Below are 23,656 nucleotides of genomic sequence, written 5' to 3'. Positions count from 1 at the left end.
AAAATATAATGTCCTCATCCTTGAAGACTCCCAATAATGACTGTTATTTTAACTATATGCTCAGTAGAGGGGTTGTCAATTTTAGCACATTAATTACAGCCATCTGTCGTACTGCCGCGATATAAAGCAGTACCAGATTTTAAAATCTCAAGTTGTTTATTGTTATCATCATTAGCTTTAGAAGGGCAGTAAGTGAATTTTCCTGCGTTTGAAGTGAGCATACCGCTGGTATCGAATATTAAAGAGCGATCCCCTGAAAATGCTAACTGACTATTATCAGGTATTTCTTCCATTACCCTTAAAATGATATCGCCAACTCTTGGGTTGTATATACCATTTTGATTCGAATCGAAAAATACGAATAAAGTGCCTTGACTCCAATCATTTAGACAAGGGACTCGTCTATTATTTTCAATTCTTGACGTGTTTCCACTACAAACAACCACAACAGCATCGCTAGTAGTAGCTTTTGCTCTGGCAAAACTTAAATTGCGTTTAAGCTCTTGCAAATAGCTTTCCGCTCTATCATTTTCTAGTAGGTCTGAGCTATCCCAGATCGCAATAGTTGCAATAATACCTACAATAGCAATCGTGACCATTAACTCCAATAATGTAAAACCCTGTTGCAATGATTTCATTGTTGTCTCTATTTTGAATCACTTTGTTTAATAATATCATGATTGCTGATTTAATCACCGTAATTCATAGCTTTGTTTGCCATCAGCAATGGGATTGTCTAAAATCGACGCAATCGAGAAATAATAAGTAACCCGAAAATGAAAAAAATCGAAGCAATTATTAAACCATTTAAGCTTGATGATGTGCGCGAAGCATTATCAGATGTGGGCATCACAGGGATGACGGTAAGCGAAGTGAAAGGCTTTGGCCGTCAAAAAGGACATACCGAGCTTTATCGCGGTGCTGAGTACATGGTGGACTTTTTACCTAAGGTAAAACTAGATATCGTATTAAGCGACGAAGATGTTGACCGTGCTATCGATGTTATCGTTAAAACATCGCAAACAGGTAAAATTGGTGACGGTAAAATCTTTGTCACTGACGTTGAGCGTGTTGTACGTATTCGTACCGCTGAAGAAGATGAAGACGCGATTTAATTCCAACTGAAACTCGCACCTTGAGCTGGTTTGGGTATATTCGATCGCAAACATTAAAAAAGGCGCCAAAGGCGCCTTTTTTGCTTTTAGTCTATTTTAACGTTTGTTAGCTTCTCGCGTTGCTTTAGCGTGTTCACTTAGCTCAGGTAAGCCAAGCTTGTTATAGCTTTTTTCCATGATCTCCAGTGCTTGATCAAGGTAGCTGCTTTGTGAGTAGTGCTCAACCACATATTTACCACGGTTTGCTGCAGCAAGGTACGCCTCTCGCTCATAGTAGTATTCTGCAACTTTTAACTCGTAGCGCGCCATTTTATTAAGTAGCCATACTAAACGCTTTTTTGCTTCTGGTGCATAAGCACTGTTAGGAAAACGCTTTAAAAGCGTCGATAAATCAGTAAACGCAACACGAGTGCGGTTTGCATCCCTGTCAGCACGGTCTACACCAAAATATTCTTGGAATGCGTTTTCATCGGCTTTGATGTTTACCAAGCCACGCATGTAGTACATGTAATCTAAATCTTTGTGGTTTGGGTTTAAGCGAATAAAACGGTCGATTGTTGCGAGTGCTTGCTCAGTATTACCTGCTTGATAATGCGCATACACTAAGTCCATTTGTACTTGTTTTGATAAAGGACCAAAAGGGTAGCGAGAATCAATCGCACTTAATAGCTCAATTGCACGCGCATATAAGCCAGAATCTAATGTTTGTTTTGCATCTTCATATAAAGCTTGCGCAGATTTATTAGGAACGCGTTGGATATCTTCTTGATCGGGTGCTGATGAACAGGCACCTAAGCCAAGTACAGATACTGAAAAAACTATGGCGAACGCACGTTTCCCTATTTTATTTATCATTTTATTTCTTACCTTCGATGTCTTCGGCTAGGCCAAGTGAGGAAAACCGAGTAAACTATACGTATTATATTAAAGCGATTCTAACCCAGTCGAGCACAGCTTGCACTGGTAAATTGGGTAAAGTTACTAATGTCAGAGCAAATTTCTCTCCAAGCCGAGGTTCCAATTGACCTTGGCGGTAAACGTCTAGACCAAGTATTAGCGCAATTGTTCCCTGATTATTCTCGATCACGTATAAAAACGTGGATTTTGGATGATAAAATCACTGTAAACGGCGAAATATTAAACACGCCGCGCGAAAAACTACTCGGTGGCGAAATGGTGAGTGTAGAAACAACCATCGAAGCCCCTCGTGAATATGAGGCACAAAATATCAAATTAAACATCGTTTATGAAGACGATGATATTTTGGTAATTAATAAACCAATGGGATTAGTCGTTCATCCAGGTGCGGGTAACCCAGATGGCACGGTATTAAATGCGTTGCTACACCATTACCCAGACATCATTAATGTGCCTCGTGCGGGTATTGTGCATCGTCTAGATAAAGACACCACAGGTTTAATGGTAGTGGCGAAAACTATTCCGGCACAAACACATTTAGTGTCTGCGTTACAAAAGCGTGAAAACTTCACTCGTGAATACGAAGCAATTTGTAATGGCACAATGACTGCTGGTGGCATGGTTGAAAAACCAATTGGTCGTCATGCAACAAAACGTACCCACATGGCCGTTCATGAAATGGGCAAACCAGCGGTTACGCATTACCGTGTTGCAGAAAAGTTTAGAGCACATACACGCTTACGTTTACGCCTAGAAACAGGCCGTACTCACCAAATCCGTGTACACATGGCTTATTTAAACCATCCATTAGTTGGCGATCAACTTTATGGTGGTCGTCCGCGCCCGCCAAAAGGTGCTACACCTGAACTGTTTCAAATGCTACGCGACTTTAAACGCCAAGCATTACATGCTGTTAAGTTATCAATTGCGCACCCAATCTCGGGTGAGCTAATGACCTGGCAAGCGCCAATTCCAGATGATATGGCTGCAATGACAGAAGCATTACGCGCTGATACTAAAGCAAACCCAAATATCGAGTTTTAAGCGTTATGATCAAACCAGCATGGACAGCCCCAAACACAGTTAGCGCACTGAGCACCATCCGACAGGGCGGTGTTTCAGTTGCACCCTTTGATAGTTTTAATGTGGGTTTACATGTTGGTGATGATGAGCAAGCCGTGCTTGCAAATCGCGCCTTACTTACAAATCAGCTGCCGAATCCTGCTGTGTGGTTAAACCAAACACATAGCAGTGATGTAATCGTGATTGATGAAAAGTCTGACTTAAGCCAAGTACGCGCTGCTGATGCGCTTTACACCCGTTTAGTGAAGCAGCCTCTTGCAATAATGACCGCAGACTGTTTGCCGGTATTACTTTGCTCGAGTTCAGGGGATGAAGTCGCAGCTGTACATGGTGGCTGGCGTGGTTTAGCGCAAGCTATATTGGCAAACACGGTTTCGCATTTTCAAGCGCCAGCAAACGATATTATTGCTTGGTTAGGCCCTGCTATTGGTCCTTCGCAATTTGAAGTCGGGCAAGAAGTTAAAGATAGCTTTTGCTTACAAAACCCTGTGCATCAACAAGCCTTTACAGCCAAACATGAAAAATACATGGCTGATATCTACTTACTGGCACGTCAGCAACTGGCACAATTAGGCGTGGTTAAAATATATGGTGGTGAGTACTGTACTGTCACTGATAAATCACAGTTTTTCTCTTATCGCCGCGACGGACAAACAGGCCGAATGGCTAGCTTGATCTGGCGCAATTAATACGGCTTTATACGCATTTTATACGATTAAATTTTCTTCTTTTACTTGAACAAATCACTAAGCATACCCATTAATTAAGCAATTAGATTTTTTAATAGGTAAACCCTTTATGCGTTTAGATAGATTTACAAGTAAATTTCAATCTGCGCTTTCAGATGCGCAGTCATTAGCACTTGGGCGCGATCATCAATTTATTGAGCCTGTGCATTTAATGTATTCATTGCTTCAGCAAAATGGTTCAAGCGTGCGTGCGCTACTTGCACAAGCAGGTGTGAGTGCTGACGAATTAAATACCAAGTTATCCCAAGAAATCGAAAAACTGTTTAAAGTTGAAGGCATTGGTGGCGATGTTCAGCTGTCAAATAACCTGATTTCGTTAATTAACTTATGCGATAAATATGCTCAAAAACGAAAAGATAAATTCATTTCGAGTGAGTTGTTTGTTCTTGCCGCGTGTGATGATAAAGGCCCTTTAGGCGAGATTTTTAAAGCGCTGAATATTACTTCTAGTAAGATAGAATCTGCAATTGAAGCCATTCGTGGCGGCCAAAAAGTAGAAGATCCAAATGCTGAAGAAACTCGTCAGGCATTAAAAAAATTCACCATCGATTTAACTGAGCGAGCAGAGCAAGGTAAGCTTGATCCAGTCATTGGCCGTGATGACGAAATTCGTCGTACTATCCAAGTATTACAACGCCGTACTAAAAATAATCCGGTGTTAATTGGTGAGCCGGGGGTAGGTAAAACGGCAATTGCCGAAGGCCTTGCGCAACGAATTATCAATGGAGAAGTACCTGAAGGCTTAAAAAACAAGCGAGTATTATCGCTTGATTTAGGTGCTTTGGTTGCGGGTGCTAAATACCGTGGTGAATTTGAAGAGCGTTTAAAATCAGTATTGAATGAACTTGCCAAAGAAGAAGGTCAAGTCATCCTTTTTATTGATGAAATTCATACTATGGTAGGCGCAGGTAAAACAGACGGTGCAATGGATGCGGGTAATATGTTAAAGCCTGCACTTGCCCGTGGTGAGTTACATTGCGTGGGTGCCACAACCCTTGATGAGTATCGTCAATACATCGAAAAAGATGCGGCACTTGAGCGTCGTTTCCAAAAAGTGTTTGTTGATGAACCATCGGTTGAAGACACCATTGCGATTTTACGTGGTTTAAAAGAGCGTTATGAGCTGCATCACTCAGTTGATATTACCGATCCGGCTATTGTTGCTGCGGCGCAGTTGTCGCACCGTTACATCAGCGATCGCCAATTACCAGATAAGGCAATAGATTTAATTGACGAAGCGGGTTCTTCAATTCGTTTGCAAATTGACTCAAAACCTGAGTCTTTAGATAAACTAGAACGTCGTATTATTCAGTTAAAACTGGAAGACAATGCGCTGGCGAAAGAAAAAGACGAAGCGAGTCAAAAGCGCCGCACCGAAATGCAAGAGCTGATCACTGAACTTGAAGCACAATACCGCGAGCTAGACGAAGTGTGGAATGCCGAGAAGGCCTCATTGCAAGGCACGCAAGTTATTAAAGCTGAGCTTGAGCAAGCGCGCCTTGATTTAGAAGTGGCACGTCGTGCTAGTGATTTACAGCGCATGTCTGAACTACAATATGGTCGTATACCTGAGCTTGAGCGTAAACTCGACCTTGCTTCGCAAGCTGAAATGCAAGAAATGAGCTTGCTTAAAAACCAAGTAGGTGAAGACGAAATTGCGGAGATTTTATCGCGCTGGACAGGCATTCCGGTATCGAAAATGCTGCAAGGTGAACGTGAAAAACTACTGCAAATGGAAGATCAATTACATCACAAAGTGATTGGTCAAGATGAAGCCGTTGTCGCTGTTGCGAATGCAATTCGTCGCTCTCGCGCTGGGCTTGCTGATCCAAATCGCCCAATCGGTTCATTTCTATTCTTAGGCCCAACAGGGGTGGGTAAAACTGAGCTGACAAAAGCACTAGCCAGCTTTATGTTTGACACTGAAGATGCCATGGTGCGCATTGATATGTCGGAGTTTATGGAGAAACACTCGGTGGCACGTTTAGTGGGTGCACCTCCGGGTTATGTTGGCTATGAAGAGGGCGGCTATTTAACTGAAGCTGTACGCCGTCGCCCATATTCAGTCATTTTATTGGATGAGGTCGAAAAAGCGCACCCTGATGTATTTAACATCTTACTGCAAGTGCTTGATGATGGCCGTTTAACGGATGGTCAAGGCCGCACCGTTGATTTTAAAAATACGGTGATCATCATGACCTCTAACTTGGGCTCAGATATTATCCAAGAGCAAGCAGGTTCAAATGATTATGCCGGGTTAAAAGAAAAAGTGATGGGTGTATTGGTCAGTCAGTTCCGCCCTGAGTTTATTAACCGCATCGACGAAACTGTGGTATTTCACCCACTTGCTAATGAGCATATTAAAGAAATTGCTGATATTCAGTTAAGTAAGCTACGTGAGCGATTAACTGAAAAAGGCTACATTTTTGAAGTTACAGATGCAGCTTTAGACCGCATCGCTGAAAGTGGTTTTGATCCAGTCTATGGGGCAAGGCCTTTAAAACGTGCTATTCAACATACCATTGAAAACCCATTAGCACAGCGATTATTAGGTGGGGATTACCAACCAGGTGCCATCATCCATATTGATGCTGATGAGAATGGACTTGTTTTCTCGAGTCGCTAATTTGCCTAAAAAATAAAAGCCGCATCATTTATGATGCGGCTTTTTTGTATTAATCAGCTTTAAACTTTAAAGGTTAACAGCATATCGTTAACTTTGCGTGACCCTTCAACAAGCCCCGCTGCATCTTTAGCCACGTTGTAGCTAAGCTTTAAGTTCTCTTCGCTGTGTCCTTTTATGCTTTCTACATTTTCGCGTATATCGGTGCTGACAACTTGTTGTTCCTCAGCAGCCGTCGATATCTCAGTCGCAAGGCCTGATATTTCATCAATTTGCGCGAAGATGCTCGCTAGCTCAGTTTGAGTGTGAGCAGTCGTATCAACACAACTATCTGCTTGCGCTTTAGTTGATTGCATTACTTTAGACCAGCTAAATAAAGTATCTTGAATTTCTTTAATTGAGCTGTGAATTTGCGAAGTTGCATTTTGAGTACGTGAAGAAAGTGCGCGTACTTCATCTGCTACAACTGCAAAACCACGGCCATGCTCACCTGCACGTGCTGCTTCAATTGCTGCATTCAGCGCTAATAAGTTTGTTTGTTCAGCAATGCCTTCAATCTCAATCATTACTTGGCCTATTTTGTCAGCTTCACTAGCAAGAGAGTTAGCAGTAGTGGCAGCTTGCTCTACTTGGTTAGCTAGATCAGACACCATGCTACTGTTATCTTCAATATGCAGTTTGATATCGTTACAGCTTTGATAAGTTGTCTTAACCTTATCAGCTGTATGATGAGTATTAGCAGAAATTTCGCCAATCGTTGCGCTCATTTGCGTCATTGCTGTGGCAATATCACTCAAACGTTGACTTTGTGCAGCAATGCCTTGCTCAGTTAGTGACGATTGTTTATCTAAGCTGGTGGCAATATTTTTAAACGAGTAAGTAGAGTCTTTAACACGACCGAGCACCGTTCTGAGCTTTGCAAACAGCATTTGCTGATTAAAGGCAGCAATGCTAAATGGATGTGATCCTGAATAGACATACCTTGATACTGAATCAAACTCTGCACGTTGCTGCTTTAAATGGCTAGGCGTAACAACCAGTTCGTCATAATTTAGAGCAAAAAGTAGCGCTATAAGCGCACATGCGGCTAAAGCAATCATCCATGACGCGGCCACAGCTAAAGCAACAATACCTGCAACCAATAAAATCGCAGACACTATTTGTCTTAGTGAAATATTCTCTCGCAATGATGCGATTGATTTACCATCATTAATTTTAGTGTAGAGCGCTTTTGCACGACTCTTTAATTGCTCAGTTGGTTTGGTACGTACAGATTGATAGCCAACTAACTGCCCATGTTCGTAAATTGGCGTTACGAACGCATCGACCCAATAGTAGCGACCATCTTTGCAGCGGTTCTTCACCATGCCACGCCAAGAGTGACCTTGTTTTAGTTTTTCCCACATCTCTTTAAATGCCGCTTTAGGCATATCAGGGTGGCGTACTATGTTATGGTTTTTTCCGAGGAGTTCTTCTTCGCTGTAACCAGCAATAGCACAAAATTCCTTATTTACGTATGTGATAACACCACGTAAGTCAGTGGTAGAGACAAGCTCTTGATTGTCAGAGTATGTTACTTCCTGATTAATGATTTCTTGCCCACGACGCATATGAGTCCTTGAAATATACTTTTTTATGGTGCGCGGATTATAAACTCAGAAAAATGTAAGGGAAGAGCTTGAGGATTGATCTTTGTTAAACTTTTAAAAATTGTTTAAGAGAATTGATCTAGAACAATAACGAAGCAGAAAAAATATGGTTGCTCTAGTTCTTTAGTATTGGATGAAAGAATTGTTATCTTGTTTCGGTCTTTGTTTGCACTAATAAAATTTATACTCGTCACTGCGGTCACTAAAGCAATTGTATAATATGACTCACAGTGGCAAGATTAACTTTCAGTGTAAGGACTTTTCAGAAACTTATAATTGGCTCTTGAGTAATTATTTTTAGCCCCCATACACTTAGGATTAAAGCCACCTGGCTCGAGGAAGCATTTTTGATAAAACATGATTTAAATAAAACGCTAGCAGCGTTAACAGCTCAATTTCCTAACGCAATTAATGGGATTAAACGTGGTATCGAGCGAGAAGCTTTAAGGATCAAACCAAGTGGTCACATATCAAAGCTGGGGCATCCAAAAGGCGTGGGGAGTGCGCTAACTAATGAGCATATCACGACTGACTTTTCTGAATCTTTGCTAGAATTTATCACTCCAGTGAGTACATCAGCTGAGCAAACCCTAGCCCAGCTAAAAGACTTACAAAAGTTCACATTGTCACATATGAATGATGAACTTCTATGGCCGATTAGTATGCCATGTTTTATTGAGCATCAAGACGACATTGTATTGGCGCAGTTTGGTGATTCAAATATAGGGCGTATGAAAACACTTTATCGTGAAGGCCTTAAAAATCGTTATGGCAGTATGATGCAAGCGATTGCTGGTGTTCACTTTAATATTTCATTTCCTGAAACCTTATGGCAGAGCTTATATCAGCTAAATGAAAGTAAAGTAAGCTTGTCGGACTTTATATCACAAGGTTATTTAGGTCTGATCCGCAATTTTAAGCGTGAGCTTTGGCTTATCAGTTATTTGTTTGGTGCTTCACCGGCTTTGTGTAATTCGTTTCTACAAGGGCGTGAAACAGATTTACCCTTTAAAAAATTAGGTAAAGGCACGCTTTATTTAGAAGTCGGTACAGCACTACGTCTGGGAAATCTTGGCTACACAAATAGTGCACAATCGTCTTTGCGTGTTATGTATAACTCATTAGAAGAATATGTAGCTGGGTTAAAAGAAGCAATCCACCTATCTTCGGATTTGTATGGTCATCTTGATGATTATAAAAGTGCCGAACCAAAGCAGCTAAACAAAAACATACTGCAAATCGAAAACGAGTTTTACTCGCCAATTCGTCCTAAGCGTAATGCAGCTTCGGGTGAAACACCGACTGATGCGTTGTTACGTGGCGGTATAGAATATATAGAAGTACGTGCATTGGATGTTAATCCGTTTAGTGAAACTGGAATTGATCTACAGCAAATCCGCTTCTTAGATGTTTTCTTAACCTATTGCCTATTAAGCGAATCTCCAGAAATGGATTGGCAAGAGCAAAAATTAAGTACTGCAAATTTAGATGCGGTTGTTAATGATGGTCGTGATCCAGAGTTAATGTTAACAAAAGAAGGGCGGGCTACTAGCTTAACTGAGTGGGCGCATGCTATTTTTGATAAATTACACCCAGTAGCACAGTACATGGATAAAGCTTACGGTGTGAGCTATTACTCTGAAACTATAAAAGAAATGGTAACCTGGGTCGAGGATCCTAGTAAAACCTTTTCTGGTAGATATGTAGCAGCACTTGCAAATGAAAACCAGGATAATGGTCATTTCGCTTTAGCACTTGCACAGCAGTACAAGCAAAGTCACCTTGATGCAGATTACCAATTTTATGATCAAGCATTTTTGGCAGAGCAAGCTGCTGACTCGGTGCTTAAAGAGCGTGAAGTTAAAGCGGCAGACAGTGTATCTTTCACTGCATTTTTAGATGACTATTTTTCTAAAGCTTAGTATGTTGTAGGCATAAAAAAACGCAGCCTAGGGAGGCTGCGTCAAAGATTCTTCAGGGATGAAACAATGCTATACTGCTGCATTCATAAGTTCAGACTGACCTGACGAGAAAAAGTTCAGCGAGATCCATAAAAAAATGAAAAAAAGTATAATTATTTTATCGCTGGCCGCATCATTGGCTGGTTGTGCAACGGCTCCTCCTGAGCAACCTCATGATATTTGTAAAATTTTTGAAGAAAAACCCGATTGGTATTACGATGCCCGTGATGCACAAGAAAAATGGGGCTCGCCAAAACATGTACTGATGAGCATGATGTATCAAGAAAGTTCATTTCGTCATGATGCAGCGCCGCCAATGGAGTACTTCTTGTGGGTAATTCCAATCGGCCGTGCCAGCTCGGCATATGGCTACTCACAAGCAAAAACCCCAACATGGTCTGATTACATTCGCGAAACAGGTAATAGCGGTGCAGACAGAGATGATTTTGACGATGCAATCGATTTTATGGCTTGGTTCGTTTACAAAACCCATAAAGTAAATGGTATATCAAAGTGGGATGCCTATGCGCAGTACCTTAATTATCACGAAGGGTGGGGCGGCTATAAGCGAGGCACTTACAAAAGTAAGAAGTGGCTAATGAGTGTTGCAAATAAAGTTAAACATCGAGCAAGCCGCTATGGCGCTCAACTTAAAAAATGTGAAGCAGATTTAGATAAGAACTGGTTTGAGCGTTTATTTAGTTAATACATAAATAAAAAGCCCGCATCAATTAGCGGGCTTCTTTTTCTTTATTTACCTGGAAACTGGTGAATATGAACATCCCTTTGCGGGAATGGAATAGTAATATCAGCAGCGTCGAAGGCAATTTTAACTCGCTCGTACAAGCCAAAATACACTGGCCAGTAGTTATCAGACTCCACCCACGCCCATACCAACATGCCGATATGGCTTTCACCGTGCTGGCTAACATGAACAGATGGTTTCTTATCTTCGATGTCTTTTAATACCAAATCATAATCATCAAGCACGCTCATAAGCACATCACGTGCTTTATGAACATCATCTCCGTAACTAATACCAAATTCGATTGCAACACGGTGTAGAGGTTCTGCGAACTTATTCTTAACGCAGCCGTTTGATAGCGTGCCATTAGGGATAATGATTTTTTCATTGTCGTAGGTGAGTAAAACGGTGACAAAAATTTGTATTTCAACAACTTTCCCCATATAGCCTTGTGCTTCGATTACATCACCCACTTTAAAGGGTTTAAAGAATAAAATAAGCACGCCACCTGCAAAGTTAGCAAGGCTACCTTGCAGTGCCATGCCCACCGCAAGGCCAGCAGCACCTAGCATTGCAATAAATGACGTGGTTTCTATACCAATCATCGAAGCAACAGAGATCAGTAATAGTATTTTTAGAATGACTGAGATAAAAGAGACTAAAAAGTGCGTAAGGCCAACTTCGAATTTGACCTTATTCATTGATTTTTCAGCCATATTGGCAATACGACCAATTAGCCACCAACCTATGATTAGAACCAAAATTGCCAGAATAAACTTCGGCCCGTAAAGCATCAGTAATTCAATGGCTTGGTTATAGATTTTCTCGATTGATATTTCGTCCATTATTTTCCCTTTTATATCAATATATGCAAAAGAAAATAATAGTAGAGGAATTTGTGTTTGGTTGTGCGGGTTAGCTTTTAAAATGTGAATCTTCAGAGGTAATTAAGCTATAAGTAACAAAAAGGAGTAGTAAGCTACTCCTTTTGTTTAGGTTAAGTTGAAAGCTATTCAGTGCGTTTACTTGGAATAACTTTAACTAACTTCACCATATTTTCTTTTATCTCAATAACTTCAATAGGGTAGCCGGCAATACGCAAGCTTAGGTTTGAGTCTGGGATGTCCTCTAAGTATTCAACAATTAAACCACTTAGCGTTTTCGGGCCATCAATCGGTAGCTCCCAACCCATTTCTTTATTTAAATCACGAATATTAGCACCGCCATCAACAAGTACTGAGCCATCATCTTGCTCTGTTACTTCTTCACTCGGTGTACGCGTTTGCGTTGTAGTGAAATCACCCACAACTTCTTCAAGAATATCTTCAAGTGTTACTAGACCTTGAATATCACCATACTCATCAACGACTAAGCCAATACGCTCTTTTGATTGCTGGAACTTAAGTAGTTGCGTGTTCAGTGATGTGCCTTCAGGAATAAAATAGATTTCACGTACCGCACGCAGCAGTGATGGTTTATCAAACTGCTCTTTAGTTAATAGGCGCAGTGCATCACGTGAGTGAATAAAGCCAACAGCATCATCAATTTGATCACGATACAACAAAACGCGAGTGTGTTGTGCATGAGTAAGTTGGCGGCTGATAAGCTTCCAGTCATCATTGATATCGATAGCAACAATTTCGTTGCGTGGGATCATGATATCTTCAACAGTGACTTGCTCTAAATCTAAAATTGAAGTCAGCATACTTTGGTGGCGAGCAGGTAATAGTGCACCTGATTCGTTCACCACAGTTTTTAATTCTTCTTTGCTTAAGCTGTGCTCTTCAATTTGTGCTGTGGTAATACCAAACAAGCGTAACATGCCGTTGGTCATCCAGTTTACGATAACCACAAACGGGAAAAGGATTTTCAAAAGGCCTTTAAGCACAATTGAACTTGGAAAAGCAACCTTCTCAGGGTAGAGCGCAGCAAGTGTTTTTGGCGTTACTTCGGCAAAGATTAAAACAACCAGTGTTAGCGCGCCGGTTGCAATAGCGATACCGAGATCACCATACAAACGAATACCAATAATCGTTGCAACCTGTGCTGCAGCGATATTTACAAGGTTATTACCAATTAAGATCAGACCAATGAGTCTGTCAGGGCGACTTAATAGTTTGCTGACGCGCTTCGCTGCACGGTGATCTTCTTTAGCAAGATGACGCAGGCGAATACGGTTGATTGACATAATTCCAGTTTCAGAACCAGAAAAATAAGCAGAAATAAGTATCAATAATCCCAATATAATAAACAGGGTACTAGTCGATATGTCGTCCAAGGATGGATCCTTTTTTTATAAATCAGTGCATATTAAGCTAGAGACAGCTTGCTGAGTCAAGTTAAAACTTATTTAGAACCACTTCTTGGATGAAACGGCTGCCAAAATAAGCAAGTGACAAGATAAAAGCGGCTATCATGATCGAAAACACCACAGGCTTTCCACGCCAGCCTTGGCGTAAATGACCTACAGTGACCACGGTGAAAATGAGCCAAGCAATTAGTGATAAGACTGTTTTGTGGATAAACTCACTGGCAAACATTCCCTCTAAGAAGATAAACCCAGAAAGGAGAGCAAAAGTCAGTAAGATAGTACCCAGCGTGAGTAATTGATATAGCTGACGCTCAACCACCATTAAAGGAGGGAGGTGGCTGTGTACAATTGCCAAGTCTTTGCGTTTGAGGCGCTTATCAATAAAGTAGAACTGGACTGCATAAAGTGTTGAGATTATCAAAACACAATAGGCTAGCAGTGATAACGATATGTGAGTAACTAAACCAAGCTCGACATCGATTGATTGTAAAATCACATGATGCGGAATAAACAAGCTGGCAAGAGTCAGTAAGGCAGCAAAACCATAAACAACTGGCAACAATAAAGTCGCAGGGAATTTGAGAGACACAGCAGTCACCGATACCACAATGACCCAACAGGTTAATAAAGCAACGTTGACGATACTTAAATCTTGGCCGTCAGCACGAAAAACTGAATTAACCAGTAATAGCATATGAGCAAGGATAGCCACAGTGCTAAGAATCACTGTGAGTTTTTGGCTTGGACCTTGTTTGTGGAAAAGGCGTGATAGCACATGTGACGTTGCTAACACATAAAACAAACTAGCAATAATAGTTAAACTAATAATCATCGTGTTTTGGCCACTTAATTTATATCGATAAATCCTTGTCTCTTTGATGCCATTGTATTTTATAGCAAGGCAAAAGCATAGAGTTTGTAAAAAGAAACTCAAACTGCGCACTTGAACACTGTATTGTCGACCACCATTTACGGTATACTGCTAGGAATTAAATTTTAATATTGCCTGTATTGTCACCAAACTTGTTTGATTTATGTACATTGCAGGTGCAACACGTTTTATCGGAACCTTTACATGTTTGAGAATCTCCAAGAACGCTTAGGTAAAACCTTAAAAAATATCAGTGGCCGCGGACGCCTAACTGAAGACAATATAAAAGATACATTACGCGAAGTCCGCATGGCATTTTTGGAAGCGGACGTTGCATTACCTGTTGTTCGTGAATTCGTTAAGCAAGTTAAAGAACGCGCCGTAGGTGTTGAGGTAACAAAAAGCTTAAGCCCTGGCCAAGTCTTTATTAAGATCGTTCGTGAAGAACTTGAAAAAGCCATGGGTGAAGCTAACGAAGAGCTAAGCCTTAATGCACAGCCGCCAGCGGTAGTGATGATGGCGGGTTTACAAGGTGCTGGTAAAACGACCAGTGTTGGTAAACTAGCTAAATTCTTAAAAGAGCGTAAAAAGAAGTCTGTATTAGTTGTGAGTGCCGACGTTTATCGTCCGGCAGCAATCAAACAGCTTGAAACACTGGCTGATGAAGTGGGTGTTGAGTTCTTCCCAAGTGACATTTCACAAAAGCCGGTTGATATCGCAAACAATGCGATTTCGCACGCGAAGAAGAAATTCATTGATGTGGTATTAGTTGATACCGCAGGTCGTTTACACGTCGATAACGACATGATGGACGAGATCAAAGCACTTCACAGTGCGATTAACCCAATCGAAACCTTATTCGTTGTTGATGCGATGACAGGTCAAGATGCGGCAAACACTGCAAAAGCATTTGATGAAGCGCTTCCTCTAAGTGGTGTGATCTTAACCAAGACCGATGGTGATGCCCGTGGTGGTGCTGCATTATCGATTCGTCATATTACCGGTAAGCCAATTAAGTTTATGGGTGTGGGTGAACGCACTGATGCTCTTGAACCATTCCACCCTGACCGTATTGCTTCTCGTATCCTAGGTATGGGTGATGTACTTTCATTAATCGAAGAAGTCGAAATGAAAGTAGATAAAGAGAAAGCAGCTAAAGTTGCCGAAAAAGTATTTAAAGGTGATGGCTTCACATTAGATGACTTTGCTGAGCAACTTCGTCAGATGAAGAACATGGGCGGTATGATGTCGATGCTTGATAAGCTGCCAGGCATGCAAAACCTACCTGACGCTGTAAAAGGCCAGATGGGTGATAAAACTTTCGTACAAATGGAAGCCATCATCAACTCTATGACGCCAAAAGAGCGTGCCCGTCCTGAAATCATCAAAGGCTCGCGTAAAAAACGTATTGCAGCAGGTTCTGGTACTCAGGTGCAAGAAATCAATAAACTGCTTAAGCAATTTACGCAAATGCAGAAGATGATGAAGAAGATGAAAGGCAAAGGTGGCATGAAGAAAATGATGCGCGGCATGAAAGGCATGTTACCACCAGGGATGATGGGTGGTGGCCCTAAATTTTAATAGTACTGTCTATTAAATGTATAAAAAGGAGCATATAGCTCCTTTTTTTGTAGATAATTTATGCGTAGTTGTTAGCTGCATGTAAGATTTAAAGCCCAGATCAGTGTTTAATCAACTAAACTTACATTTTGCAGCAGTTCTTACTTGCAATGTTGCAAAAAACTCGTACAATTCCCCAGCTTCCCGTATTGGGGAGTAAATCTTATTAATGAAAACAGTCAATCTAATGTAGAGGACGGTATGGTAACTATTCGTTTGCAACGTGGTGGCGCTAAAAAACGCCCTTTCTATCAAATTGTGGTTGCGGATAGCCGTTTCTCGCGTGACGGTCGCTTCATCGAGAAAGTAGGTTTCTTTAACCCAATCGCTTCTGGTCAGGAAGAAAAAGTACGTTTAGATTTATCTCGTGTTGATCACTGGGTAGGTCAAGGCGCATCTCTTTCAGATCGCGTAGCTAAGTTAGTTAAAGACGCTCGTAAAGCGGCTTAATAGGCGTAAGAGTAACCATGAGTCAAGAGAACACCTCGTATATTACAGTAGGAAAGCTCGGTGCCCCGTATGGTATAAAGGGCTGGCTTAAGGTGCATTCATTTACTGATGATCCCGAAGGGATCTTCGATTTCAGCCCATGGTTGATAGGGCAACAAGGTAAATGGCAGACCTTAGAAGTGGTCGACTGGCGTCGCCACAACAAAGGCTTTATCGCTAAAGTTGCGCAAGTAAACGACCGAGACGAAGCAATGGCTTTAACCAATGCAGAAATCTCAGTAGATGCAGCGCAGCTACCAGAATTACCGCAAGGTGAATTCTATTGGCGAGATCTGATCGGCATGTCTGTTATAACTGATAAAGGTTATAACTTAGGCACTGTTGATGACCTAATGGAGACAGGGTCAAATGACGTTTTGGTTGTGAAAGCAAACAAAAAAGATGCATTTGGCCAAGCAGAGCGTTTAATTCCTTTCTTAACAGATTCTGTTATTAAAGAAGTTAAACATGATGCAAGAGAAATTACCGTAGACTGGGACCCAGGGTTTTAATGTCACAAACGAGTTCGCTATGGGTAGGGGTGATAAGCCTTTTCCCGGACATGTTTGATGCGATTACCACCCAAGGGGTAACAGGTCGCGCAGTTAAAAATGGTTTAATCGACTTTAACTGTTGGAACCCACGTGACTATGCCACTGATAAGCATAGAACCGTGGATGATCGTCCTTACGGGGGCGGTCCTGGCATGTTAATGATGGTTGAACCATTGAAACAAGCTATCCTTGACGCCAAAAAAGCGGCAGGTGATGGTGCAAAAGTAATTTATATGTCCCCGCAAGGGCGCAAATTAGATCAGCAAGGTGCAAGCGAGCTTGCACAATCAGAAAAGCTGATTTTAATTGCAGGTCGCTATGAAGGTATAGATGAGCGAATCATAGAATCATACGTTGACGAAGAATGGTCAATTGGTGATTTTATTTTAAGTGGTGGTGAGCTACCCGCGATGACGCTAATTGATGCAGTAGCACGATTAGTACCAGGGGTGTTAGGTCATAACCAGTCAGCTGAGCAGGATTCATTTTCGAATGGCTTGCTTGATTGTCCTCACTATACACGGCCAGAGACATTGGATGATAAACAGGTGCCTGCTGTATTACTCAGCGGAAACCACCAAGAAATCGCTAAGTGGCGCACAAAGCAGTCACTTGGTAGAACTTGGCTTCGTCGTCCTGACTTGTTGCATAACCTAGCTCTGACTGAGGAGCAAGCGGCACTCCTTGCTGAATTTCAGCAAGAGTACCAACAAGCTTGTGGCTAGAAGACAGTTACACCTAGGAAAGTGAGAAATATAATGGCAAAAGTAAACCAAAATATTATTAAAGCGCTTGAAGAAGAGCAGCTTAAAACAGACGTACCAGCATTCGGCGCTGGTGATACAGTAGTTGTACAGGTACGTGTAAAAGAAGGTAACAAAGAGCGTCTACAGGCCTTTGAAGGTGTTGTAATCGCTAAGCGTAATCGTGGTCTTCACTCAGCATTCACAGTTCGTAAAATCTCGAGCGGTGAAGGTGTTGAGCGTGTATTCCAAACGCACAGCCCTCTTATCGATAGTATCTCAGTTAAACGTCGCGGTGCAGTTCGCCGTGCGAAACTTTACTATCTACGTGAGCGTTCTGGTAAATCTGCACGTATTAGAGAAAAACTTAACTAATACGCGCTGTTTTACAACGCAAAATAAAACGGGTTGCAGCCTTAGGTTGCAACCCGTTTTGGTTTTTATACCACAAAAATAATTTACCTCTCTGAGAAATACTCCCTTCTAACCTATCTACTTACTCCTATTTATCCCTTTATAAGCTATGCTACAAGAACGTTGGGGCTTTGTGCTTTGGCTGTTATCCTGTTACTATAATTTGTATTAAAAGCTTTACTTTTTTGTATATAAATATTTACGTTTATAGGGTTTGAGGTGTAGTAACGTGGTAACAGTGAATGATCTAGCTGATTTAAGAGCAGGAATAGATGAATGTGATGCGCAATTGGTGGCATTACTGGCAAAGCGTAATGGGATTACAGAAAAAATAGGCGCAATTAAGCAACAAATCGGTGCACCATTACATGCCCCAGATCGCGAGGCTGAGTTACTTGCAGCTCGTCGTCAAGAAGCTGTCGCACAAGGGGTTAACCCTGAGTTAGTTGAAGATATATTGCGTCGTATGATGCGTGAAGCGTATCAAAACCAACAAGGTAGCCTTGCCTGTGTTGCACCCCAATTATCACCCATTGTAATTGTGGGTGGTGAAGGTGCCATGGGCCAGTTATTTGCTCAACAATTTACTCGTTCAGGTTATGAAGTGCGTATTTTAGATAAAGCACAGCAAGCACAAAGTGAGACGATATTAAAAGGGGCAAAATTGGTTCTTGTCAGTGTGCCAATTAATGCACTTGAGCAAGTTGTCGCTGCGCTACCGACACTTGATGATGACTGTTTGCTGGTTGATATTACCTCTGTTAAGCAAAAACCTTTAAAAGCACTTATGGCGGCTCATAGCGGCCCTGTAGTTGGCTTACACCCCATGTTTGGCCCAGATATTTCACATTGGGTAAAACAAACGGTGGTCGTGTGTGAAGGGCGAGATCATGAAGTAGCTAAAGGGTTAATGGCACAACTACAAGTTTGGGGCTGCCAAGTAGTTGAAATGGATGCTAAAAAACACGATGAAGCAATGCAGATCATTCAGGTTATGCGTCACTTAACAACTTTTGTATATGGCCAGTTTCTTGCCAAGCAAAGCCATACACTTGCAGAGCTTCGCAGCTGCTCATCACCCATTTATCAGTTAGAGTTAATGATGGTCGGGCGCTTATTTGCCCAATCGCCAGAGCTTTACTCTGACATAATGTTAGCACAATTCGACGATGTAGAAGCACTGCTTGCCAACTACCAAGATACTTTTGCAGACACGCTAGAAAAGCTAAAAGCAGGGGATAAAGCATCATTGATTGCCGCATTTGCTGATGCAAAAGAATACTTCTCTGATGCAACTGCACATTTCTTAACGCAAAGCCGCAGCTTACTCAACAAAGCAAACGACGCGAAAGTGCTTGATTAAACAGCTAATCTAGCAAAAAAGAGCTCTATCAAAAAAGCCCGCATCAAGCGGGCTTTTTAGTTTCAAATGTTTTGTTTTAAATAATCGTTTTAATGACCACCTAATGAGCCAGGTAACGCACCGCTATGGTGATTGATTAAGCCCCATTGATACAGCAAGTCAGTCATATCTGAAAGGCTGAATAAGGTCATGCTCAAGCCAACAATCGTCAACACTATGGTATAAGGTAGCGCCATGTATACCATGCGTCCATAAGATAGTCTTAACACAGGGGCTAATGTTGATGTAAGCAAGAATAAGAAGGCAGCTTGTCCATTAGGCGTAGCAACACTTGGTAAATTAGTACCTGTGTTAATTGCCACAGCTAATAGGTCAAATTGATCACGGGTAATTTGACCTGCCTGTAACGCAGCAGCCACTTCATTGATATACACAGTACCCACGAACACGTTATCGCTGACCATCGAAAGAATACCGTTGGCAATGAAGAACATCACCAGTTGCAGCTGACCTTCGAAAGTAAGTACCCATGCGATCACAGGTGTAAATAAATGCTGGTCGATAATAACTGCAACAATTGAGAAGAATACGCAAAGTAACGCTGTGAATGGTAGGGCTTCTTCAAATGCTTTACCTAATTGGTGCTCTTCAATAATACCGGCACTGGCCGTGGCAAAAATAATAACAGACAAACCAATTAAACCAACAGTGGCTAAGTGAAGGGCTAAACCTATGATCAACCAAACAGCAATGAAAGCTTGAATCGCTAGGTTTACTTTGTCGCGTGTAGTGCGTTTTTTCTCTAGCTTTTTAGCATGATCCGATAAAATCGTGTGGATGGGGGCAGGGAGTTTTGCGCCGTAACCAAAGGTTTTGGTTTTTTCGAGTAAGAAAGTAGTGGCAATACCTGCAATCATAACGGGTAAAGTAATAGGCAACATTCGGAAGAAAAATTCGCCAAATAACCAGCCTGCACGCTCTGCAATGATCAAGTTCTGTGGCTCGCCTACCATAGTACAAACACCGCCTAAGGCAGTACCTATGGATGCATGCATTAATAAATTACGAAGAAAAGCACGAAACTCTTCAAGCTCTTGCCGATTGACTGGGCGAACTTGGTTATCGTCATTAATATCATGCTCACTGCTGGAGTCTTTGCCTGATGCTACCTTGTGGTAAATACTGTAAAAGCCCATCGCGACGGCAATAACAACGGCCATCACCGTTAACGCATCTAAGAAAGCAGATAAAAATGCGGCAGCTATCGTAAACGACAGGGATAATACGGTTTTACTTCGTACCGAAACAACCAGCTTTGTAAAGATATATAAAAGTAAGTCTTTCATAAAATAGATACCAGCAACCATAAAGATAAGTAACAGGATCACATCGATATTCTGTACTATCTCATGTTCAACTTGACCTGCTGTTGTCATGCCGATAAACAATGCTTCAATTGCCAGTAAACCACCCGGTTGTAGCGGGTAACATTTAAGTGCCATGGCGAGTGTAAAAATAAACTCTAACACTAATATCCATCCTGCCAGATAAGGATTAAGTTGAAATAACACCGGGTTGATTAGTAAAAACGCAATAATGGTGTATTTGTACCACTTTGGTGAAGTTCCTAAAAAATTTTTAAATAGAGCTGGTAAAACGCGCTGCTGCATGGCCATACCTATATCAGTGCTGGTTATTATTGTTAATAAATAGAAATTGATTATATCGATAGTATTGTTATTTGATGTACTTTTAATCCAAAAGGCCATTTATTTAACTAGATCTTATAGATTTTTATGTACTGCCGAGTTAGTTTACTTGTTAGTTGCTTATCATCTGGTACAATCAGTGAGTTGAACACCAAATGCGGTAAAAGTAGTTGCTAACTCAAGTGGAAAGTGAATGAGAATTTTTAAAGCGAAAAGCCCAGCAGGTTTTGCTGAAGAATACATTGTTGAATCTATTTGGAATGGTGACTTTCCGCCTGGCTCAATTCTTCCAGCTGAGCGTGAATTATCTGAGCTGATAGGTGTTACACGTACAACCTTACGTGAAGTACTTCAGCGTCTAGCCCGTGATGGCTGGCTAACGATTCAGCACGGTAAACCTACCCGTGTAAATAACTTCTGGGAAACCTCGGGCCTGAACATTTTAGAAACGCTAGCGCGACTAGATGAAGACAAAATGCCAGAGCTTACAGATCAATTACTTTCTGCACGCACAAATATCAGCGCAATTTATACCCGTGCGGCTATTAAGCTTGCTCCTGAGCGTGTAATTGAAATTTTATCGCAAAGTGAAGAGCTAGAAGACAGTGCGCAAGCATTTGCTGATTACGATTATAAAGTTCACCATGAATTAGCAGTTGCGGGTAATAACCGCATTTACGTTCTTATCCTAAATGGCTTTAAAGGTTTCTACTCAAAAATTGGCTGCCACTACTTCTCTGATTCTCGAACTCGTGAATTAGCGCGTCAATTTTATAAAGATTTAACAGAACTGGCAGAGCGTCGTGAACACGACGGTGCGATTTCAATGATGCGTAAATATGGTCATCAAACAGGTGAAATTTGGCAACAAATTCGTGGTGATATGCCAGAAGATATCATGGACTAAGCGACCGTAATTAATATTCTATTTTGAAAACCCAGCTAAAAGCTGGGTTTTTTGTTAGTTACTTTTAAGCACAGGGAGTACTTCAGCGCTTTCATCATCAAGCATTGCTAAAACACTATTAAAATCATGTTTGGGATGCCAGCCAAGTTGCTGCTGCGCTCTAGTTGAATCGTATACTCGGTCTAAACTCGTTGGTAATAGCCAGCCTCGCTCCTTGAATGCATCTGCTAATGCTGGGATTTTTTCAATAATGACTTTATCTGCTTGCTTATAAAGCGACTGGCAATCTTTTTTTGAATAAGGCGTAACGCCTGAAATAATAAAGCGATTAAAACCACTTAGTTTTTTCTCGATTGCACATAAATGAGCATTGGCAACATCGCGAGCGTCGATGCCACGGCTATTACGAAATAGCGCCATAATATCGGCAGGTTCAGGAAAACAGCGAGACATCTGTAATACTGTGATTGGTAATTTGTGCTTTATTGAAATAGCTTCAAGCTTGGCTTCAGCGGCAATTTTAGTTTTATGGTAAATGGATTTTGGCTTTGGAATAAGATCCTCGTTTACCCAACCCGCTTGACCTAATGGCGTTGAAGCTGAACCATAGAGCGCTGTGGTGCTGGTAAAAATAAACTGTTTTACGCCTGCTTCTATACCTAACAGTGCCAGTTGTTCTGTCGCCTCCACATTTATAGTGTAAAAATCGTCGTCAGAGTGCAGGCCAACATGAGGGGCATGTAAAGCGGCTGTATGGATTATTACGTCGATGTCTTGAAGAGCTCGCTGAATTAAGTGTTGGTCACGAATATCACCCACAAAGTCAGCTGTAGAGCAGGGCGCTTTATCCATCCCAACGACATTATAATTGCTCATTAACTTGATATAAATTGCACGGCCAACCCGACCTGCTGAACCTGTGATCAAAACTTTCATTTTTCTACCTAGTTGCTTAGCTCGGCATATTTTATCAGATTTTAGCTGCTGATTTTGCAGCCCTTTGCGATTGTTTGCTTCAAGAGTTACGTAATATTTTAATAAATCAATTTTTCCGATTAGGCATATCGCTTTTTTCGATTGTTCATTTGTCTGTAACCTCATTACACTATCTTGCAATTTATCAATACTTACACTTGGTTTTTGCGTTTTAGTAACCATATCTATGTGAGTATTGCTTAGGCAATTGGAAATAAACTCAAATATTTGGAGATAAAAATGGGTGTATTAGTTGGCCGTCAGGCACCAGACTTTACTGCAGCAGCTGTTCTTGGTAACGGTGAAATCGTTGAAAACTTCAACCTAAAAGAAACTATCAAAGGTAAAAAAGCAGTTATCTTCTTTTACCCGTTAGACTTCACTTTCGTTTGTCCTTCAGAGTTAATCGCTTTCGACAAGCGTTTTGAAGAGTTCCAAAAGCGTGGCGTTGAAGTAATTGGTGTTTCTATCGATTCACAATTCTCACACAATGCATGGCGTAACACTGCCGTTGCTGACGGTGGTATTGGTCAAGTTAAATATGCACTAGTTGCAGACGTTAAACACGAAATCTGTCAAGCATACGATGTTGAGCACCCAGAAGCAGGTGTTGCTTTCCGTGGTTCTTTCCTTATCGACGAAGAAGGTAACGTACGTCACCAAGTAGTTAACGACCTTCCTCTAGGCCGTAACATCGACGAAATGATCCGCATGGTTGACGCGCTAGCGTTCCACAGCGAGCACGGTGAAGTATGTCCAGCTGGTTGGACTGAAGGCAAAAAAGGTATGGACGCAAGCCCTGAAGGTGTTGCTAAGTTCCTTTCTGAAAACGAAGGCGACCTATAATTTAGGCCTTA

General features: G+C 41.4%; 22 protein-coding genes. 14 read left to right on the top strand and 8 right to left on the bottom strand.

Annotated elements, in window-relative coordinates; genetic code table 11:
- Positions 1 to 89: 89 nt before the first annotated feature.
- Positions 90 to 638 carry a GspH/FimT family pseudopilin gene (locus BIZ38_RS08690; protein ID WP_054551749.1) on the bottom strand — a complete coding sequence of 183 codons (549 nt, stop codon included), beginning with the start codon at positions 636 to 638 and terminating at the stop codon, positions 90 to 92.
- Between the two features lie 138 nt (positions 639 to 776).
- On the opposite strand from BIZ38_RS08690, the gene BIZ38_RS08685 reads away from it, so the two are divergent.
- The gene (locus BIZ38_RS08685) at positions 777 to 1,115 is read left to right on the top strand and encodes a P-II family nitrogen regulator (RefSeq protein ID WP_054551748.1); all 339 of its coding nucleotides are present in this window, start codon (positions 777 to 779) and stop codon (positions 1,113 to 1,115) included.
- A gap of 96 nt (positions 1,116 to 1,211) precedes the next feature.
- On the opposite strand, the gene BIZ38_RS08680 is transcribed toward BIZ38_RS08685, so the two are convergent.
- On the bottom strand, positions 1,212 to 1,970 hold the full coding sequence (locus BIZ38_RS08680) for an outer membrane protein assembly factor BamD (RefSeq protein ID WP_054551747.1): 759 nt from the start codon (positions 1,968 to 1,970) through the stop codon (positions 1,212 to 1,214).
- 129 nt (positions 1,971 to 2,099) lie between these two features.
- Between BIZ38_RS08680 and rluD the strand changes: the two genes are divergently transcribed.
- The 3 genes from rluD (at position 2,100) to clpB (ending at position 6,491) form a co-directional block, all read left to right on the top strand.
- On the top strand, positions 2,100 to 3,077 hold the full coding sequence (gene rluD, locus BIZ38_RS08675; protein WP_119853377.1) for a 23S rRNA pseudouridine(1911/1915/1917) synthase RluD: 978 nt from the start codon (positions 2,100 to 2,102) through the stop codon (positions 3,075 to 3,077).
- 5 nt (positions 3,078 to 3,082) lie between these two features.
- Positions 3,083 to 3,805, top strand: a complete 723-nt coding sequence (gene pgeF, locus BIZ38_RS08670) for a peptidoglycan editing factor PgeF (protein WP_187490122.1) — start codon at positions 3,083 to 3,085, stop codon at positions 3,803 to 3,805.
- A gap of 109 nt (positions 3,806 to 3,914) precedes the next feature.
- The gene (clpB, locus tag BIZ38_RS08665) at positions 3,915 to 6,491 is read left to right on the top strand and encodes an ATP-dependent chaperone ClpB (RefSeq protein ID WP_187490121.1); all 2,577 of its coding nucleotides are present in this window, start codon (positions 3,915 to 3,917) and stop codon (positions 6,489 to 6,491) included.
- Between the two features lie 59 nt (positions 6,492 to 6,550).
- Here the strand turns inward: clpB and BIZ38_RS08660 are convergent, their stop codons facing one another.
- Complete coding sequence (locus BIZ38_RS08660; RefSeq protein WP_187490120.1) at positions 6,551 to 8,098, bottom strand: methyl-accepting chemotaxis protein; 1,548 nt, start codon at positions 8,096 to 8,098, stop codon at positions 6,551 to 6,553.
- Positions 8,099 to 8,484: 386 nt separating this feature from the next.
- Here BIZ38_RS08660 and gshA point away from each other — a divergent pair, with 386 nt between their 5' ends.
- Positions 8,485 to 10,059 (top strand): glutamate--cysteine ligase, encoded by a 1,575-nt coding sequence (gene gshA / locus BIZ38_RS08655; protein ID WP_054551742.1) that lies wholly within the window; start codon positions 8,485 to 8,487, stop codon positions 10,057 to 10,059.
- A 136-nt stretch (positions 10,060 to 10,195) separates the two neighbouring features.
- Positions 10,196 to 10,804, top strand: coding sequence for a hypothetical protein (locus BIZ38_RS08650; protein ID WP_054551741.1), 609 nt, complete (start codon positions 10,196 to 10,198; stop codon positions 10,802 to 10,804).
- 44 nt (positions 10,805 to 10,848) lie between these two features.
- Here BIZ38_RS08650 and BIZ38_RS08645 read toward each other — a convergent pair whose 3' ends face one another.
- The 3 genes from BIZ38_RS08645 to BIZ38_RS08635 all read right to left on the bottom strand — a co-directional run bounded on the left by BIZ38_RS08645 (position 10,849) and on the right by BIZ38_RS08635 (position 13,986).
- Positions 10,849 to 11,688 (bottom strand): mechanosensitive ion channel family protein, encoded by an 840-nt coding sequence (locus BIZ38_RS08645; protein WP_138601540.1) that lies wholly within the window; start codon positions 11,686 to 11,688, stop codon positions 10,849 to 10,851.
- A 164-nt stretch (positions 11,689 to 11,852) separates the two neighbouring features.
- The gene (locus BIZ38_RS08640; RefSeq protein ID WP_130051057.1) at positions 11,853 to 13,121 is read right to left on the bottom strand and encodes an HlyC/CorC family transporter; all 1,269 of its coding nucleotides are present in this window, start codon (positions 13,119 to 13,121) and stop codon (positions 11,853 to 11,855) included.
- Positions 13,122 to 13,182: 61 nt separating this feature from the next.
- Complete coding sequence (locus BIZ38_RS08635; RefSeq protein ID WP_054551738.1) at positions 13,183 to 13,986, bottom strand: inner membrane protein YpjD; 804 nt, start codon at positions 13,984 to 13,986, stop codon at positions 13,183 to 13,185.
- Positions 13,987 to 14,229: 243 nt separating this feature from the next.
- On the opposite strand from BIZ38_RS08635, the gene ffh reads away from it, so the two are divergent.
- The 6 genes from ffh (at position 14,230) to tyrA (ending at position 19,208) form a co-directional block, all read left to right on the top strand.
- On the top strand, positions 14,230 to 15,606 hold the full coding sequence (gene ffh / locus BIZ38_RS08630; protein WP_054551737.1) for a signal recognition particle protein: 1,377 nt from the start codon (positions 14,230 to 14,232) through the stop codon (positions 15,604 to 15,606).
- A gap of 240 nt (positions 15,607 to 15,846) precedes the next feature.
- Positions 15,847 to 16,095 (top strand): 30S ribosomal protein S16, encoded by a 249-nt coding sequence (gene rpsP, locus BIZ38_RS08625; RefSeq protein WP_054551736.1) that lies wholly within the window; start codon positions 15,847 to 15,849, stop codon positions 16,093 to 16,095.
- Positions 16,096 to 16,112: 17 nt separating this feature from the next.
- A complete protein-coding gene (rimM, locus tag BIZ38_RS08620; RefSeq protein WP_054551735.1) occupies positions 16,113 to 16,646 on the top strand; it encodes a ribosome maturation factor RimM in 534 nt (177 codons plus the stop codon).
- Entirely contained in the window at positions 16,646 to 17,413 is a 768-nt protein-coding gene (gene trmD, locus BIZ38_RS08615) for a tRNA (guanosine(37)-N1)-methyltransferase TrmD (RefSeq protein ID WP_054551734.1), read from the top strand. The genes rimM and trmD overlap by 1 nt, the downstream gene beginning before the upstream one ends.
- 33 nt (positions 17,414 to 17,446) lie before the next feature.
- Positions 17,447 to 17,806: a 50S ribosomal protein L19 gene (gene rplS, locus BIZ38_RS08610; protein WP_054551733.1), complete on the top strand. Its 360-nt coding sequence runs from the start codon at positions 17,447 to 17,449 to the stop codon at positions 17,804 to 17,806.
- A gap of 268 nt (positions 17,807 to 18,074) precedes the next feature.
- Positions 18,075 to 19,208, top strand: coding sequence for a bifunctional chorismate mutase/prephenate dehydrogenase (gene tyrA / locus BIZ38_RS08605; RefSeq protein ID WP_138601546.1), 1,134 nt, complete (start codon positions 18,075 to 18,077; stop codon positions 19,206 to 19,208).
- An 89-nt stretch (positions 19,209 to 19,297) separates the two neighbouring features.
- Here tyrA and nhaB read toward each other — a convergent pair whose 3' ends face one another.
- On the bottom strand, positions 19,298 to 20,878 hold the full coding sequence (nhaB, locus tag BIZ38_RS08600) for a sodium/proton antiporter NhaB (RefSeq protein WP_187490119.1): 1,581 nt from the start codon (positions 20,876 to 20,878) through the stop codon (positions 19,298 to 19,300).
- 232 nt (positions 20,879 to 21,110) lie between these two features.
- Between nhaB and fadR the strand changes: the two genes are divergently transcribed.
- Complete coding sequence (gene fadR, locus BIZ38_RS08595; protein WP_054561887.1) at positions 21,111 to 21,824, top strand: fatty acid metabolism transcriptional regulator FadR; 714 nt, start codon at positions 21,111 to 21,113, stop codon at positions 21,822 to 21,824.
- A 54-nt stretch (positions 21,825 to 21,878) separates the two neighbouring features.
- Here the strand turns inward: fadR and BIZ38_RS08590 are convergent, their stop codons facing one another.
- Complete coding sequence (locus tag BIZ38_RS08590) at positions 21,879 to 22,760, bottom strand: NAD-dependent epimerase/dehydratase family protein (RefSeq protein WP_187490129.1); 882 nt, start codon at positions 22,758 to 22,760, stop codon at positions 21,879 to 21,881.
- A 279-nt stretch (positions 22,761 to 23,039) separates the two neighbouring features.
- Between BIZ38_RS08590 and BIZ38_RS08585 the strand changes: the two genes are divergently transcribed.
- Positions 23,040 to 23,645 (top strand): peroxiredoxin C, encoded by a 606-nt coding sequence (locus BIZ38_RS08585; RefSeq protein ID WP_054551729.1) that lies wholly within the window; start codon positions 23,040 to 23,042, stop codon positions 23,643 to 23,645.
- The last annotated feature ends 11 nt before the right edge of the window (positions 23,646 to 23,656 follow it).

The organism is Pseudoalteromonas sp. BZK2, assembly GCF_014349195.1.
GTDB classification, from domain to species: Bacteria; Pseudomonadota; Gammaproteobacteria; order Enterobacterales; family Alteromonadaceae; genus Pseudoalteromonas; species Pseudoalteromonas simplex.
The sequence above is the reverse complement of the archived record's forward strand: the minus strand, read 5'-3'. Positions and strand labels throughout refer to the sequence as shown.